The sequence below is a fragment of the Ulvibacterium marinum genome, from assembly GCF_003626755.1.
GTDB lineage: Bacteria > Bacteroidota > Bacteroidia > Flavobacteriales > Flavobacteriaceae > Ulvibacterium > Ulvibacterium marinum.
Map to the genome: position 1 here is coordinate 736115 of NZ_RBCJ01000002.1, position 14473 is coordinate 750587.

Genomic DNA, 14473 nt, shown 5'->3' on the forward strand with positions numbered 1-14473 from the left:
GCTATAAATAGATATGGAAAAGAAGTCCGCTAGATTATATTTCATCGACGCTATGAGGGCCTGGGCCATCCTTATGATGCTCCAAGGACATTTTGTAGATGGCCTTTTGGATATGGGGTTCAGGGACAATTCCGTTGAAGGTTATACCATTTGGAAATATTTTAGGGGCATTACTGCTCCCGTATTCTTTACGGTATCGGGATTCATCTTTACGTACCTTTTGGTGCGGGCTCCCCAAAAGGGTTTTGACAACCCAAGGATTAAAAAAGGGGTCAGACGAGGATTGCAATTATTGCTTATAGGTTATCTCCTTCGCGTAAATCTATTTGGGTTATTGCAGGGCGAAATCTATGACTCTTTTTATCTAGTAGACGTATTGCACTGCATCGGTCTTTCAATTTTGGGGATTATAGGCCTATATCTTTTGATGCAAAACCGAAAAAAATGGTTATTCCCTATGGTTCTGGCTTCAATTACTTTTCTATTGTTCCTGCTTGAACCTTTGTACAAAGCATTTTCGTATTCGTTTTTGCCGGATGCCTTGTCCAATTATTTTACCAAAACCAATGGTTCCGTCTTTACCATTTTTCCTTGGTTCGGTTACGCGGCTTTTGGAGGGTTTTTATCCCTATTATTTACCCGATTTAAAGACTTTAAGTATTTATATCCAGTAGCCATTGGAGCAGCTATGGTTTTTGGAATTTCATTCATTTTTTATTCATCCGATTTATTTTTGTTGATATCAAGATTTACTGGAATACAGTTGTTTGCGGATATTTATTTCAATAATTACTTATTTATTCGCTTGGGGGATGTTTTTCTAGTATTTGCTGTATTCATGCTTTTTAGAAGCTTCCTTACCCACAACACTTTAATAAAAATTGGACAAAGTACATTGTCCATTTATGTAATTCATTTCATTATCCTTTATGGGAGCTTTACCGGGCTGGGCCTATACCGATTTTTTCATCACTCTTTAACACCTCAGGTGGTTATTCCCAGTGCTTTGATCTTTATGGTCATTTGTACGTATACCGCTTTGTTATACGAACGGCATAAGGCAACCTTAAAATCGAATCTTCTTTTGGCCACCGGATATGTAAGGACCAAGGTAGAGCCTTCTTATCTTAATGCAAGTAAGATAGTTAGAGTCTCTTTAGGCCGATTACTTCGGCTATTTGGATTGGTTAAAAATTAAGACCTCGCTTTTTCCTCTAATATCCTATTACGTATTTTCGTCTAAAAACAATTGGATATGAGCGATACAAAATATTCCCCTATTCCCGTAAATCTTGAATCTGGAAAGCGCTATTCATGGTGTAGCTGTAGCTTCAGTAGCGAACAACCCTTTTGTGATGGATCCCATAGGGCCAACAAAGCTACCCCTCCTTTGGTCTTTGAAGCCGAGGAGACCAAAGAAGCATGGTTATGCACCTGCAAACAGACCGGCACCCCGCCCTTTTGCGATGGCTCCCACAATGGATAATTCTTTTCCGGATATCCTTAAAGGTACTGTAGATACGGCAAATGACATATAGGTGACACCTAAATGTCGCTATAAAGACCGGATTTGGCAGGTAGTTTTGTAGTGAACAAAAATCAGAATCATGGAAAACAATTCACTGGCCAAAAATCTAACCTATCAACGTAAGCTTAAAGGGTATTCACAAGAGGACTTGTCCGAAAAGACCAATGTAGCCGTACGGACCATACAACGCATTGAGAAAGGCGACACCAATCCGCACTTGCAAACAATAAAGTTGCTGGCCGCAGCTCTCGAAATAGAGGTTGAAGATCTTCTTGAACTTGAAAACCCCAAGACGGAAAATCTACAAAAAAAATGGTTGTTGTTATTGCATGGCACTCCTATTTTAGGCTTAGTGCTTCCTCTGTGCAACATACTGTTTCCCTTATTTCTTTGGATTCATAAACGGGAAGACAATCCCATTTATGAGGTGCATGGTAGAGCGGTCATAAATTTTCAAATTACGATGACCTTTTTATTCATCTTGTCGTTTATTGCCCTTATTACCATAGAAGGTTTGGGATTTTTCTTTTTTGTTGCCGTAATTCCTTTTACCATAATCGTTACAATGTTCAATATTGTACTTGCGATAAACTCACAAAAGTGTTATTATCCATTGGCTATTCCCTTTTTGAAGAATAAACGCAATAGAAATTCCAAAAATTTGGGAATGATATGGGCTTTTGGCCTTATTGGCTTAATGGGTTGTAACTCCAGTATTTCCCAGGACATATCCCGCTTATCCGAAACTACCATCGCAAGGGACTCGCTGAATAGCAAAATTGAACAACTAATGTCCGATGCCCAAGTCCATGGTATGGCAGTATCCATCTTCAATGGTGATACCACCACTTACCAAAAGACTTTTGGCTACAAGGATTTTAAAAATAAATTGCCATTGACGGATTCAACGAATATCTATGGAGCTTCCTTTAGTAAAGCTGTTTTTGCGGTGTTGGTCATGAAGCTGGTCGAGGAAGGTATCATTGATTTGGATACGCCGTTGGAATCCTATCTGCCCAAAAAAATATATGAGTACGAACCTTTGACACGATGGCACGATAATTTTTCAGATTTAGCCTCGGATACTTTATACCATAAAATCACCACTCGAATGTGTCTGGCCCATACTACAGGTTTTCCTAATTGGCGATGGTTTGAGGCCGACAAGAAATTGAAGGTAAAGTTTGAACCCGGCAGTCGTTACCAATATTCGGGAGAAGGAATGGTGTACCTACAAGTGATCTTGGAAAAAATCCTCAATAAAAACTTAGAGTCTTTAGCCCAAGAACACATTTTTAAACCACTTGGTATGAAAAACTCAGGCTACCGGTGGTATGAGCGTTTTGAAAAGGACTTTGCCTATGGGCATTCCGCTTTGGGGGAACTTTACCACAAGGATACTGATAATGAACCAAGGGGACCTAGTACCTTGGAGACTAGTGCAATGGATTACACTAAATTTCTAGAAGCCGTATTACAGGGAAAACTTATTTCCAAGGCATCTTGGGCAGCGTTGTTCACGCCACAGATCGGAATACGCTCCACAAGGCAATTTGGACCGTTATCCAATGAAGAGACCACACGTTATGATGGGATTCAATTAAGCTACGGGTTGGGTTGGGGCCTGTTTAAGACTCCATATGGTTTTGGGGCCTTTAAAGAAGGGCATGGCGATGGCTTTCAGCATTATTCGGTTGTCTTCCCGAAAGTAGGAAAGGGAATCATGATTATGACCAATAGTGACAATGGGGAAGGCATTTTTAAAGAATTATTGGAAGTTGCACTTGGTGACACCTATACTCCATGGGAATGGGAAAACTACATTCCGTACGATCAAAAGTGACGATGCTCTCAAATCGATTTCGATTATTGAATTTTCAAACCACAATTCAATTCTTTTATTATATTTTCGTCCATAAGGTCGAATAGAATGAGAATTGGAATACTGCTTATTTACATTCTTTTTTTATCAAACTTTTTCCTCAGGGCCCAGTCTAAGGTAGAAAATTGGGATGTTTTCGAGCTGCAGTTGAAAGGTAAGAGGAAGGGTAATCCGTTTGTTGAAGTTGATTTGAGCGCCAAGTTTTACCAAGGTGGGGATACCTTAAAGGTATCCGGATTCTATGATGGGGACGGTATTTACAAGCTACGTTTTATGCCCCATAAAAAAGGAATCTGGCAGTATTTAACCGCAAGTAACGACTCCAAACTTCACCAGAAAAAAGGTACATTTGAATGCATTCCGGCCAAGTACGAAAATCATGGGCCTGTAAGGGTAAAGGATACTTTTTATTTTGCCTACTCGGACGGGAAACCTTTTTACCCCTTAGGCACCACGGCATATGGATGGATACAACAAAACAAGGAAACCCGGGAACAAACCCTCGAATCACTTAAAAAATCCCCATTCAATAAAATCAGGGTAGCGCTACTCCCCCATGCACCGAGCGGTACCAATTACGATCTATATCCCTTTGAAGGCGCCGGGAAAGACTGGGATTTTACCCGATTCAACGCAGCCTATTTTGCCCGATATGAGCATTACATTAAGGAAATGCAGAAGTTGGGCATTCAGGTAGATTTATTTGTTTTCCATCCCTACGATAAAGGGGTATGGGGATTTGACACCATGAACAAAGAAGAGCAATACCTATTTTTAAAATATGTAAATGCCCGGTTCGGTGCATTCCGTAACATTTGGTGGTCTATGGCCAACGAGTTCGATTTAATGCCCGATAGAACAACCGGGGATTGGGACGGGTATTTTCGTTTTTTCCAAGAGAACGACCCATACAACCGCCTGCGATCTATTCACAATGCTGCAAACTGGTACGACCATAGCAAGCATTGGGTAACCCATGTAAGCGCCCAGAGCGAGGCCTGGTGGAAAAGCAATGCGCTACGGGACACCTTTAAAAAGCCAGTATTATTTGATGAATTCTGCTATGAAGGTGACGGGGACAATCGCACCGTAGCTCTTAATGGGGATATGATTCGACATCGTTTTTGGCTTATGACCATTCTTGGGGCCTATGCCACACATGGCGAAGCATTCAAACAAAAGGATACAGGTTACCAATTTTTCCGTCAGGGCGGCGCTTTTGAAGGCAGTTCGGCAAAAGAACTCCATGTATTAAAAAAAGTACTTGATGGTATCCCGGGTCACTTGAAACCCTTGGGAACAGATTGGCGATTGAATTGGATTCGTGCCGGAGTAGATGAGCAGTATTTTTTATATTACTTTGGCGAATATCAAAATAGTAGTTGGACCTTTACGGAATTGCCCGAAAACCTCAAATATCAAGTCGATATTATTGATACCAAAAACGGTACAATAGTTGGTCAGGAAAACACTTTGGGCAAGGGAGATACGTTAGCTCTTCCCGGAAAACCCTATATGGCCGTGGCACTCCAACTGGTTGCTCAATAAATATTGTTTATGAGGTATCCTAAGACTCTTTTTTACCTATTTACACCCCTTTTGTTTTTGTCGACGATATTCAGTTGTACAGAAAACAAATGGATTCCGATCTATAAGGGAGAGGATAAACTGGTCTTTAAGCATTATTTGGGTATACCAGACTCTTCCGTTCATGTCCAAGGGCTTAAGAAGGACAGCTTGGGTAATTATACGGAGGGCTTGGGATATAATGACCCTTTGGCCGTATTTACCATTGACACCCTTGATCAAGAAAACGTAATTCGGATATCGGGCGAGGTAATCGGCGGATTGATACTCAAGGATAGTTTGGCCAACTATCATCTTAAATTGAAGTTCAAATGGGGCGATTTAAAATGGAAATGGATGGAAGGCCGTCCTAAAGACGGCGGCATCCTCTATCATCAGGGAAAGGTTAGGCACGAGTTACAAATTCATGAAGGTGACGTAGGCAGCTATTGGGCAAAAAATGTGATTTTGGATATTCCGGCTACTTCTACCACGGCTATTCCCAATGCTATCCAAAAAGCCAAACCCTATTTAGAACATTTGGTGAGTACCTTAAAGGACACGATGTTGCTATTTGATGAAAATGGAGGACTGTATCACTTTGAAGGTAAGAACGAATGGCAAATCGTGATAGCAAATCCGTACAACGAAAAACCGCATGGGGAATGGAATACCCTAGAGCTCATCTGTTGGAGAAATCATGCCGTTCACATGATCAATGGGGAAGTAAATTTGGTTGTTCTAAATTCGCTTTACAGAAACGGTACGGAATTGGAGCCTTTAATTTCCGGCAGACTAACACTCCAATCCGAAGGTGCCGTCGTTTATTTTAAGGATATAGTTTATCAGAAATTGGAAAATACTCCAGAGGTTTTATCCAAATATCTGAAATAGGACTTTTTATGCTTTAGAATATACCATAAGAGCAAATACGAATATTAGATGGAAGAAAACAAAAAGAATGCGATAGCCTTTTATAAAATGGCCTATGAAGGAAATCCGCGAAAAGCGGTTGAATTGTATATAGGCAACACCTATATTCAACACAATCCGGATGTAGCTGATGGTACAGAGGGATTTATTACCTACTTTGAAAGAATGCAGGCGGAGTATCCGGACAAGTCCATCGAGTTTGTCCGATGTATCGCCGAAGGTAATCTGGTGGCGCTACATACGCATCAGGTTTGGCCAGGGAACGATGAATATGTCACCATGGATTTTTTTAGATTTGATACTGAAGGAAAAATATGTGAACATTGGGATGCCATACAACAGATTCCAGAGGTTTCTGCCAACCCAAATACGATGTATTGATGGCCAACAGCTCCTATTGAATAGTGTCAGATACATCAAACGTATGTTGCTGAAATCAAATTATTTTAAATAAGTCCCATATTCCAGCAACCCCTTGACAGTAAGGTAAGGCATTAGCAGGTTGTTTACATAGGTAGTATACTTGGTCTTCAGTTCCATATCCGCAAAATTTTCTGGACGAAGGTTAAGAAAAAAGAAAGTCCTCATCGCACCGCTCAAATCCATTAGGTAATTCAAGTCATCAGGTGTCAGTGCCTCTCGCAATATTCCTTGAATTTGTAATTGTTCCAAAATCTTCATGAAATTCCTTTTCCTAAAGGCATTATTTTCTTCGGCTTTTAAGTAAACAGATTTGTAACTCCTCCTGATCTCAACATAATCCACATAGAAGAACAAGTATTTCATTGAAATGTCAAATGTTTTCTGGGGTGCGTCCAAAATACCGTGAAGCAAATTTTGGAACTGAAATGATTTCATGATTTCTGTGGTTTCAATCGTCATGTCCTCGAACAATTCAAGAATAAGGTCATTTTTTGTTTTGTAGTGATAGGTGACATTTCCATAGCTCTTTTCCAGAGCTGAAGCAACCTCTCTCAAAGTAACATTTTTAACGCCCTTCTCATTGAAAAGATCCGTTGCTTTACGCTTTATTCTTTCTCTTGTATCCATACAATTTTCAAAAATAGGCCAAATGGACTAAATATAGGATTTTTATTCTATATTTGATGCACAATTTAACATCATGGGAACCATATACAAGAGCAAGAAGGCCAAAAATGCCTTAATGAAACTCTACGAAGAAAAGTTGGAAAGTTTACACATCGAGTATTTAGAAGTGGATGTCGATACCCAATTTGGAAGAACCCGGGTAATCCAAACCGGTAATCCAAATGGCGAACCAATTGTTTTGTTTCATGGGTTCAACGCAGGGGCACCGCTTACCTTGGAAGCCATTAAGGACTTACGGGACCTATATTCCCTTTTTGCAATTGACACCGTAGGACAGGTCACAAAAAGTGAAGAAACAACAATGAATACAAAGGATAACTCCTACGCCATTTGGGCGGATGAAGTCTTGGAAAAATTGAACATTGGGAAAGGAAATATTATTGGGATTTCATACGGCGCATTCATTGTTCAAAAACTAATTACCCATAAACCCGAAAGAGTAGAAAAGTGCATTTTTGTAGTTCCCAGTGGTATTGTAAATGGTAATATTTGGGATTCGATTATCAAACTTACCATCCCACTTTTACGCTTTAAGATAACCAAAAAAGATAAGCACCTTAGGGCCTTTACAAATGCCTTTGCCCCAGAGGAGGACCAGTTTTTATTTCAGCTGTTAAAGTCCTTAATGTTGGGTGTGAAGCTTGATACAAAAATACCAACTTTGTTAAAAAGAAGGGACATTGCCCATTTTGATCAACCGGTTTATGTAATTGCAGCTTCGGATGATGTTTTCTTTCCAGGTAAAAAGGTGGCGGAAAAAAGCAAGTTGCTCTTTAGCAATTTGAGGGAGGTGCATTTTTTAGACGGTTCAAAGCATATGCCTTCCAAAAATTCATATACCGAAATACAATTGAAAATCAAGGAATGGGTTAATTGAGGCTATTAATACTACTTGTCTTAAATACGAATACCAAAGCAAACACGCCACAGTGTGTTTACCACACAGGCCTTCGGCAAGTACAACAATCACTCAATAACACGCTCTAAATATGCAACGCACGATCCGCCGTGGCCGCCAAAGCGGCCTCCTTAACGGCTTCCGCATAAGTGGGGTGTGCATGGCTCATCCTGGCGATGTCCTCTGCAGAAGCACGGAATTCCATAGCGGTTACAGCCTCTGTTATCAAATCTGCACAACGTGCTCCGATCATGTGTACACCTAATACTTCGTCCGTTTTTGCATCGGCCAAAATCTTTACAAATCCATCGATGTCCATACTGGCCCTGGCACGTCCCAAAGCGCGCATCGGAAATTGACCTGCTTTGTAGTCCACTCCAGCTTCCTTTAACTCTTCTTCGGTCTTCCCTACGGCAGCCACCTCTGGCCATGTGTAGACTACCCCTGGAATAAGGTTGTAATTGATATGCGGTTTTTGACCCGCCAAAATTTCGGCGACCAATGTTCCTTCTTCTTCCGCCTTATGGGCCAACATGGCACCGCGGATAACATCGCCTATGGCATAGATGTTGGCCGCGCTCGTCTGCAAGTGTTCATTTACTTCCACTCTACCCCTATCATCGATTTTAACTCCAGCTGCTTCGGCATTGAGTCCATCCGTGTAGGGTCGCCGGCCAACGGAAACAAGACAGTAATCACCCTTAAATTCAACCTCCTGTCCTTTTTTATCATCTGCCTTTACAATCACTTCATTGCCTTTGCGCTCAACGGCCTTGACCTTATGGGACAAATAAAACTTTGTCTTTTGCTTTTTCATCACCTTCATAAGTTCCTTGGAGAGCGAACCGTCCATTGTAGGAATAATGCGATCCATATATTCTATGACAGAAACCTCGGCCCCCAGACGTTTATAGACCTGGCCTAATTCCAGCCCAATAACGCCCCCACCGATGATAATTAAATGTTTTGGGATTTCCTTTAGTTTTAAGGCTTCGGTAGAGGTGATGATACGCTCCTTATCAATTTCAATAAAAGGTAGGGTAGATGGTTTGGATCCCGTAGCTATAATACTATTCTTGGCTTCTATGGTTTCTGTTTTTCCATCATTCTTCTTGATGGTAATATGGGTCTTGTCCTTAAAGCTACCGAGACCCTCATAAACATCGATCTTGTTCTTGTTCATTAAAAACTCGATGCCCTTGGTGGTCTGGTCTACCACCCCCTGTTTTCGGGCAATCATCTGTTCCAGGTTCACCTTTACTTCCCCTGGAATCTCTATCCCATGTTCCCCAAAATGCTTAACGGCATCCTCGTAGTGATGGCTTGAATCCAATAGGGCCTTTGAAGGTATGCAACCCACATTAAGGCAAGTTCCGCCCAAGGTGGAATATTTTTCAATAATCGCGGTCTTCATTCCTAATTGTGCGCAGCGGATGGCCGCAACATAACCTCCAGGTCCAGAGCCGATAACGGCCACATCATATGAATTCATAAAGTAATCTGCTTTGATTTGAAGTACAAAAATACCACGATTTTTTGGGTTGACCATACCTCGGAAACAGATACTCAAACACATTTGGAATAGGACATCCATGCCCCAACTTGCATAGCCTTTTGTAAAATCGTAATATTACCTGACTACTCAAATATAAAGTATGAAGGACTCGAAATCCGGTAAGCCCAAAAAAGATGCACGAATTCTAGAAAATAAGGAACTTAACATTTGGGAGGCCTTAATTCCAGTTATAGCCTTGGTAGGTATGTTGGCCTACAATGTCTATGTTTTTGGTGACGATGCGCTTAGCGGTTCCAATCAATTTATCCTTTTGCTAGGTGGCGCGGTGGCTGCCATTGTGGGTTTCTTCAATAAAGTCTCCTACAAGACCATGTTGACCGAAGTTGCGGAGAATGTAAAATCCACTACGGGGGCCCTACTCATCCTTTTAATGGTAGGCGCCTTGGCGGGGACCTGGTTGATAAGTGGAATAATCCCCGCTATGATATATTATGGATTACAGATATTGAATCCTACTATATTTTTGGCAGCATGTGTAATTATTTGTGCTATTATCTCCATCGCCACAGGGAGTAGTTGGACAACTGCGGCCACGGTAGGTATAGCCCTTATTGGCATCGGGGATGCTTTAGGTATTTCTCTGGGGATGACAGCCGGCGCCGTACTTTCCGGCGCCTATTTTGGCGACAAGCTTTCACCCTTGAGCGACACCACCAATCTGGCCCCGGCCATGGCGGGTGGCGAACTATTTGACCATATCCGATATATGTTGTTTACAACAGTGCCCACCATAAGCGTCACTTTGATCGTATTTATTATTATCGGGCTAACTTTGGATACCAGTGGAACCGCAGATATCGATTCAATTCTGACCTCCATTGATGCTACATTCAATATCAACGGATGGTTGTTCCTGGTACCCTTGGTGGTCATTTTCCTTATAGTAAAAAAGACCCCGCCCTTGGCAGCCTTATTGATCGGGACACTTTTAGGGGCTCTTTTCGCGCTTTTATTTCAACCTGAAATAGTGGCTGGTATTACAAATGCAAAGAGCTTATCATTTCAATCCGGTTATAAAGGGGTTTTAAAAGCGATTACGGTACAGACTTCAGTACCTACGGATAATCCCGCCCTAAATGATCTCTTTTCGGCCAAAGGGATGTCTGGCATGTTGGGTACAATTTGGCTCATTGTTTGCGCCATGGTCTTTGGGGGTATTATGGATGGTATTGGAGCCCTATCCCGTATCAGTAGTTCGTTATTGGCCATGGCCAAATCTGTCTTTGGGCTTTTCGCCAGTACGGTAGCCAGTTGTTTGGCCTTGAACGTTACGGCTTCCGATCAATACTTGGCAATAGTTGTGCCCGGAAAAATGTTTGCCAAGGCCTATAGAGATCGGGGATTGGCCCCGGAAAATCTAAGTAGGACCCTTGAGGATTCCGGTACTGTGACATCGGTCTTAATTCCTTGGAACACCTGTGGCGCCTATCATAGTGGAGTACTTGGTGTGAGCGTGGGTGAATATTTCTTCTATGCCATATTCAACTGGTTAAGTCCGTTTATGACCTTGCTTTTTGCGCTATTTCGAATTAAAATAAAGCAATTGACTACTTCTTTGGCCCAATAGGCTAATTTTGGAATCATTTTTTGGCTTTAGAAAATTTCGATATTTTCTGTATTTATCGTTTACATTTCATTTCATTTCATAATTTCATAATTTCACACAAAATTAAAATCGATAAATTCATGGCAACAGTAACGCTTAAAGGGAATGAAATACATACTATCGGTAACCTACCTTCCAACGGAAGCAAGGCTCCCGATTTCAACTTGACAAAAACAGACCTATCCGATGCTTCCTTGTCCGACTACTCCGGAAAAAAGTTGGTATTGAATATATTTCCCAGTATTGATACGGGAACATGTGCACAATCCGTACGGCAATTCAACCAGGAAGCAGCGGAATTGGAAAACACCGTAGTGCTATGCATTTCCAAAGATCTTCCTTTTGCTCAAAACCGTTTTTGTGGTGCCGAGGGTATTGAAAATGTTGTGATGTTGTCCGATTTTAGGGATGGAGATTTTGGCAAGGCGTATCAAGTTGAATTCACCGATGGCCCTTTACGTTCACTACACTCCAGATCGGTGGTAGTTCTTGATGAAGGCAGAAATATCCTTTATACGGAACAGGTACCGGAAACTGTGGACGAACCAAACTATAAAGCGGCACTTGAAGCCTTAATGGATGCCTAAGGAGTCCTTTCTGCGCAATCGGCTGAACGGAGTGGGCTATGCCCTAAAAGGGGCTTTGCTTCTAATCCGGACCGAGGCCAGTATCAAAATCCAAATATTTTTAGCCCTAGTGGTGACCGCAGCGGGATTCTACTTTGAGATTTCCGCTACGGAATGGATTTTACAAATTCTGGCCATTGGCTTAGTATTGGGAATTGAAGGTCTCAATACAGCAGTTGAAAAACTTGCGGATTATATACAACCGGAGTTTGATCCTAAAATTGGTTTTATCAAGGATATTTCGGCAGGAGCGGTCATGTTGGTTTCCATAGCAGCTTCCATTGTTGGGCTTATCATTTATGTACCCAAACTTTTTTGACTCCAGAATTGGAAAGCCTTCGCTTCTAAATTTGTATTTTAGCCCCTAGAATTAAAGATTTCATGGCAAAAAAGGGAAGAAAATCCAAGCCCAAATCGGTTAAAAAAAGAATATCCCTAAGGCTCTCCAAGCAAAACAAGATTATCCTGGGTAGTTTGTTGATTCTTCTCAGTATAGCCCTATGTTTTTCATTTATTTCATTCTATTTTACTTGGCAGGACGATCAAAGCCTTTTGACCGAGTTTGCGGACCGTAATGAGCAGGCAAAAAACCTATTGAACAAATTCGGCGCCAGCACAAGTCACTTTTTTATGTATAAAGGTTTCGGAGTCGCCACTTTTGCATTCCCATTCCTTCTGTGTATTACCGGCCTGTATCTATTCTTGGGAATTAGAGGACAAGGACTTTTGAAAAAATGGATCTGGGGGTTCATCTTCCTTATTTGGTTTTCAATAGCATTGGGTTTCTTTGCCAATGAAAAACCTCTTTTGGCAGGTCTTGTAGGGTATGAAATGAATGATTTTTTACAAGATTATACAGGAAAGATCGGTGTGCTTCTTCTCTTACTTTTTGGTCTGGTCTTTATTTTGGTCCGTCTCTTTAATTTCTCTCCTGAGGAGATTGGCATTTTTTTTCGAACAAAGACAGCTTCCATAGCTTCGGAATTTAAGAGCAAAAAGAATGACGATGCGGTAGAGATGCAATTGAGTGTGGAAGATGAGAAACCCATAGTTGTAGACACCTATACCCACAAAGAAAACATTCCCCATTTGGAAAAGGAACTTGTGGACGATTTTGAAGTAGCCATTCCGGTTGAGGAAGATCTAAAGGACAACCTCGCCATGGAAGTGGAAAAAATTGTTGAGGAAAAGGAGGAGAAGAAAAACATAGCTGAAAAATTAGTGGACGATTTCGGAGAATTCGACCCTACCTTGGAATTAGGCAACTATAAATTCCCCACAATTGAGCTTTTGGACCAACACGGGGTTACCGGAGGCATTACCATAAACCAAAAAGAGCTTGAGGAAAACAAAAACAAAATTGTTGAAACGCTAAAGAATTATAAAATTGGCATTGCTCAAATAAAAGCGACCATTGGCCCCACGGTTACCCTTTATGAGATTGTACCGGAGGCGGGAGTTCGAATTTCCAAAATAAAGAATTTGGAGGACGATATTGCCCTTTCGTTGGCAGCCTTGGGTATTCGGATCATTGCCCCTATTCCGGGCAAGGGCACTATTGGAATTGAGGTCCCCAATAAAAATGCGACCATAGTCTCCATGCGTTCCGTAATCGCATCCAGTAAATTTCAGAAGGCGGAGATGCAACTTCCCATCGCTTTTGGCAAGACCATTAGTAATGAGACCTTTGTGGTAGATTTGGCGAAGATGCCTCACTTGCTTATGGCCGGTGCCACGGGGCAAGGTAAGTCGGTTGGGCTCAATGCAGTTCTTACTTCCCTCCTATACAAAAAACATCCTGCCGAGGTGAAGTTTATTCTTGTGGATCCCAAAAAAGTTGAACTTACCCTTTACAATAAGATAGAGCGGCATTTTTTGGCGAAATTGCCGGACTCGGAAGAAGCTATCATAACGGACAATACCAAGGTGATCAACACCTTGAACTCCCTCTGTATTGAAATGGACAATCGGTACGAATTGTTGAAGTCCGCCATGGTACGAAATATCAAGGAATACAACACCAAGTTCAAAACACGGAAATTGAATCCGAACGATGGCCATAAATTTTTACCTTACATTGTTTTGGTTATTGATGAGTTTGCCGATTTGATTATGACCGCCGGCAAGGAAGTAGAGACTCCTATTGCCCGTCTGGCCCAATTGGCGAGGGCCATTGGTATCCATTTGATCATCGCCACGCAACGACCCTCCGTAAATGTGATAACCGGTATAATTAAGGCCAATTTTCCGGCACGTATCGCTTTTAGGGTGACCTCCAAGATAGATTCACGAACCATTTTGGACGCCCAGGGCGCAGATCAGTTGATCGGACGGGGAGACATGTTGTTTACCCAAGGAAATGATGTTACACGTTTACAATGTGCATTTGTGGACACTCCTGAGGTGGCCAAAATAACGGAATACATCGGTTCACAACGTGCCTACCCGCATGCTCATGAACTTCCCGAATATGTAGGCGAAGATTCTGGCACAAGTATTGATTACGATATTCAGGATCGGGATGCTATGTTCCGCGAGGCTGCGGAGGTTATTGTAACTGCACAGCAGGGCTCCGCCTCGTTGATACAGCGAAAGTTGAAATTGGGCTATAATAGGGCAGGGCGTATTATAGATCAATTGGAGGCTGCTGGAATCGTAGGTCCCTTTGAGGGTAGCAAGGCCAGACAGGTTTTGGTTTCCGATATATATGCCCTGGACCAATTATTGAATAATGAATAAAATTAAGGT

13 protein-coding genes are annotated in these 14473 nt (G+C 41.7%); 11 read left to right on the plus strand and 2 right to left on the minus strand.

The window, feature by feature from the left end; genetic code table 11:
• Positions 1-13: 13 nt before the first annotated feature.
• The 6 genes from D7Z94_RS10370 (at position 14) to D7Z94_RS10395 (ending at position 6290) form a co-directional block, all read left to right on the plus strand.
• Entirely contained in the window at positions 14-1198 is a 1185-nt protein-coding gene (locus D7Z94_RS10370) for a heparan-alpha-glucosaminide N-acetyltransferase domain-containing protein (protein ID WP_120711488.1), read from the plus strand.
• 57 nt (positions 1199-1255) lie between these two features.
• Positions 1256-1486: a CDGSH iron-sulfur domain-containing protein gene (locus D7Z94_RS10375; RefSeq protein ID WP_120711489.1), complete on the plus strand. Its 231-nt coding sequence runs from the start codon at positions 1256-1258 to the stop codon at positions 1484-1486.
• 121 nt (positions 1487-1607) lie between these two features.
• Positions 1608-3371 (plus strand): serine hydrolase, encoded by a 1764-nt coding sequence (locus tag D7Z94_RS10380; protein WP_120711490.1) that lies wholly within the window; start codon positions 1608-1610, stop codon positions 3369-3371.
• An 87-nt stretch (positions 3372-3458) separates the two neighbouring features.
• Complete coding sequence (locus D7Z94_RS10385; RefSeq protein WP_120711491.1) at positions 3459-4958, plus strand: DUF5060 domain-containing protein; 1500 nt, start codon at positions 3459-3461, stop codon at positions 4956-4958.
• A 9-nt stretch (positions 4959-4967) separates the two neighbouring features.
• Complete coding sequence (locus tag D7Z94_RS10390) at positions 4968-5870, plus strand: 3-keto-disaccharide hydrolase (protein WP_120711492.1); 903 nt, start codon at positions 4968-4970, stop codon at positions 5868-5870.
• 48 nt (positions 5871-5918) lie between these two features.
• The gene (locus tag D7Z94_RS10395; protein ID WP_120711493.1) at positions 5919-6290 is read left to right on the plus strand and encodes a nuclear transport factor 2 family protein; all 372 of its coding nucleotides are present in this window, start codon (positions 5919-5921) and stop codon (positions 6288-6290) included.
• Positions 6291-6350: 60 nt separating this feature from the next.
• Here the strand turns inward: D7Z94_RS10395 and D7Z94_RS10400 are convergent, their stop codons facing one another.
• A complete protein-coding gene (locus tag D7Z94_RS10400; protein WP_120711494.1) occupies positions 6351-6959 on the minus strand; it encodes a TetR/AcrR family transcriptional regulator in 609 nt (202 codons plus the stop codon).
• 73 nt (positions 6960-7032) lie between these two features.
• Between D7Z94_RS10400 and D7Z94_RS10405 the strand changes: the two genes are divergently transcribed.
• Positions 7033-7896: an alpha/beta fold hydrolase gene (locus D7Z94_RS10405; RefSeq protein ID WP_120711495.1), complete on the plus strand. Its 864-nt coding sequence runs from the start codon at positions 7033-7035 to the stop codon at positions 7894-7896.
• A 106-nt stretch (positions 7897-8002) separates the two neighbouring features.
• Here the strand turns inward: D7Z94_RS10405 and lpdA are convergent, their stop codons facing one another.
• Positions 8003-9409, minus strand: coding sequence for a dihydrolipoyl dehydrogenase (lpdA, locus tag D7Z94_RS10410; RefSeq protein ID WP_120712015.1), 1407 nt, complete (start codon positions 9407-9409; stop codon positions 8003-8005).
• Between the two features lie 163 nt (positions 9410-9572).
• Here lpdA and nhaC point away from each other — a divergent pair, with 163 nt between their 5' ends.
• The 4 genes from nhaC to D7Z94_RS10430 all read left to right on the plus strand — a co-directional run bounded on the left by nhaC (position 9573) and on the right by D7Z94_RS10430 (position 14464).
• Entirely contained in the window at positions 9573-11060 is a 1488-nt protein-coding gene (gene nhaC / locus D7Z94_RS10415; protein WP_120711496.1) for a Na+/H+ antiporter NhaC, read from the plus strand.
• A 119-nt stretch (positions 11061-11179) separates the two neighbouring features.
• Positions 11180-11686, plus strand: coding sequence for a thiol peroxidase (gene tpx, locus D7Z94_RS10420; RefSeq protein ID WP_120712016.1), 507 nt, complete (start codon positions 11180-11182; stop codon positions 11684-11686).
• Positions 11679-12044, plus strand: a complete 366-nt coding sequence (locus D7Z94_RS10425; protein WP_120711497.1) for a diacylglycerol kinase — start codon at positions 11679-11681, stop codon at positions 12042-12044. Before tpx ends, D7Z94_RS10425 begins: the two co-directional genes overlap by 8 nt.
• Positions 12045-12106: 62 nt before the next feature.
• Positions 12107-14464, plus strand: a complete 2358-nt coding sequence (locus tag D7Z94_RS10430; RefSeq protein WP_120711498.1) for an FtsK/SpoIIIE family DNA translocase — start codon at positions 12107-12109, stop codon at positions 14462-14464.
• Positions 14465-14473: the final 9 nt, after the last annotated feature.

Bases quoted from the DNA above. Each gene is read 5' to 3' on its own strand.
- D7Z94_RS10395 (WP_120711493.1), top strand. From the start codon at position 5,919: ATGGAAGAAAACAAAAAGAATGCGATAGCCTTTTATAAAATGGCCTAT.
- D7Z94_RS10400 (WP_120711494.1), bottom strand. From the start codon at position 6,959: ATGGATACAAGAGAAAGAATAAAGCGTAAAGCAACGGATCTTTTCAAT.
- D7Z94_RS10385 (WP_120711491.1), top strand. From the start codon at position 3,459: ATGAGAATTGGAATACTGCTTATTTACATTCTTTTTTTATCAAACTTT.
- D7Z94_RS10375 (WP_120711489.1), top strand. From the start codon at position 1,256: ATGAGCGATACAAAATATTCCCCTATTCCCGTAAATCTTGAATCTGGA.
- lpdA (WP_120712015.1), bottom strand. From the start codon at position 9,409: ATGAATTCATATGATGTGGCCGTTATCGGCTCTGGACCTGGAGGTTAT.
- D7Z94_RS10380 (WP_120711490.1), top strand. From the start codon at position 1,608: ATGGAAAACAATTCACTGGCCAAAAATCTAACCTATCAACGTAAGCTT.
- tpx (WP_120712016.1), top strand. From the start codon at position 11,180: ATGGCAACAGTAACGCTTAAAGGGAATGAAATACATACTATCGGTAAC.
- D7Z94_RS10370 (WP_120711488.1), top strand. From the start codon at position 14: ATGGAAAAGAAGTCCGCTAGATTATATTTCATCGACGCTATGAGGGCC.
- D7Z94_RS10430 (WP_120711498.1), top strand. From the start codon at position 12,107: ATGGCAAAAAAGGGAAGAAAATCCAAGCCCAAATCGGTTAAAAAAAGA.
- D7Z94_RS10405 (WP_120711495.1), top strand. From the start codon at position 7,033: ATGGGAACCATATACAAGAGCAAGAAGGCCAAAAATGCCTTAATGAAA.
- D7Z94_RS10425 (WP_120711497.1), top strand. From the start codon at position 11,679: ATGCCTAAGGAGTCCTTTCTGCGCAATCGGCTGAACGGAGTGGGCTAT.
- D7Z94_RS10390 (WP_120711492.1), top strand. From the start codon at position 4,968: ATGAGGTATCCTAAGACTCTTTTTTACCTATTTACACCCCTTTTGTTT.
- nhaC (WP_120711496.1), top strand. From the start codon at position 9,573: ATGAAGGACTCGAAATCCGGTAAGCCCAAAAAAGATGCACGAATTCTA.